Raw genomic sequence first — 1,065 nt, 5'->3', positions numbered from 1 at the left:
CCGGCGGCGTGCTCGCCGACGGACTGCCGCAGCTGTGGGCGGGCGAGCGGATCGCGCTGGTCGCGGTCTGCGCGCTGGCCGCGGCGATGCCCCGCACGGTGGCTCGGCGACCTCGGCCGCGAGCTGCCCGCCCTGGTCGCGACGATGGACGCCGCCACCGGGGCCGGCCAGGCCGCCCGCTGCGGCGACAGGTGGCACAGTCCCGCTCGGCTACGGCCGCGCCTCTTCGCCGTCCGGGCGCGGCGGGTGGAGCCAGCGGGCCGGGACGGTCATCGGGGTGGAGGTCATGAGCTCGACCGCGGTGCCGGTCAGGTCGGTCAGGTTGCCGGTCACCGCGTAGCCGACGCCGGGCGGCAGGCCGAGCTCCACGGCCCGGTCGTCGGTCAGCTCCACCCGGACCCGGGAGTGCGGGGCGACCAGGAACCCCGGCGACCATGTGCTCGCCGTCCGGCTCCGGGAGGTCGGTGACGGTCAGCTCGAACGTCGCCGGCGCGGATCCAGCGCCGCCAGTGCAGCAGGACGCTGTCCGGGTCGGCGGTCCGGCGGGTACCGGTCGTACGGGAGCCGGGCCGGGATGCGCACCAGGTGGGTCTCCCCGACCCGCGCCCGCGCCGCCCGCACCCCGATCGCCTCCTGGCCCGCTCTTCCACCTGGACGCACTGCCGGCGTTCGCCGGGTTCGTCCGGCCGGTCACCCACATGAGGCGCCGGACGTCGGCCGCCTCGGTCAGCCGCAGCGTGGTCGTGCGCAGCGACCTGACCGACCGGATCGCCCTGCCCCGCCAGCAGCGGCCCCGCCGACTGCCCGGGGGGCCGGGCCAGCGGGCCGGGCCGCCCCGACACGGGGGCAGCCCCGGGTCGGGCTGAGCGCGGGCCCGTGGGTGGGGCGATGGGTTGCACCGGCGGCCGCGATGCGCTCGATGTCGAGCTGGTCGGCCCGGCCGGTCAGGGGGAGGGCGTAGAACGCCGCCCCTCCGCGGACGTGGTCCTGGTCGGCCGTCGGCATGAGGGCCCGAGGTGCGGGCAGGGTTCGTCGGAGGCGGGCTTGGGGACGCCCGCCGCGTGG

General features: G+C 78.3%; 1 protein-coding gene. It reads right to left on the bottom strand.

Annotated elements, in window-relative coordinates; all coding sequences use genetic code 11:
- Window positions 1–210: 210 nt before the first annotated feature.
- Window positions 211–393, bottom strand: a complete 183-nt coding sequence (locus VR45_RS26680) for a hypothetical protein (protein ID WP_045942383.1) — start codon at window positions 391–393, stop codon at window positions 211–213.
- Between the last annotated feature and the right edge of the window lie 672 nt (window positions 394–1,065).

It is taken from the genome of Streptomyces sp. NRRL S-495 (genome assembly GCF_000966955.1).
In the GTDB taxonomy this organism is placed as follows: Bacteria; Actinomycetota; Actinomycetes; order Streptomycetales; family Streptomycetaceae; genus Kitasatospora; species Kitasatospora purpeofusca.
This window is presented reverse-complemented; position numbering and strand designations above follow the sequence as displayed.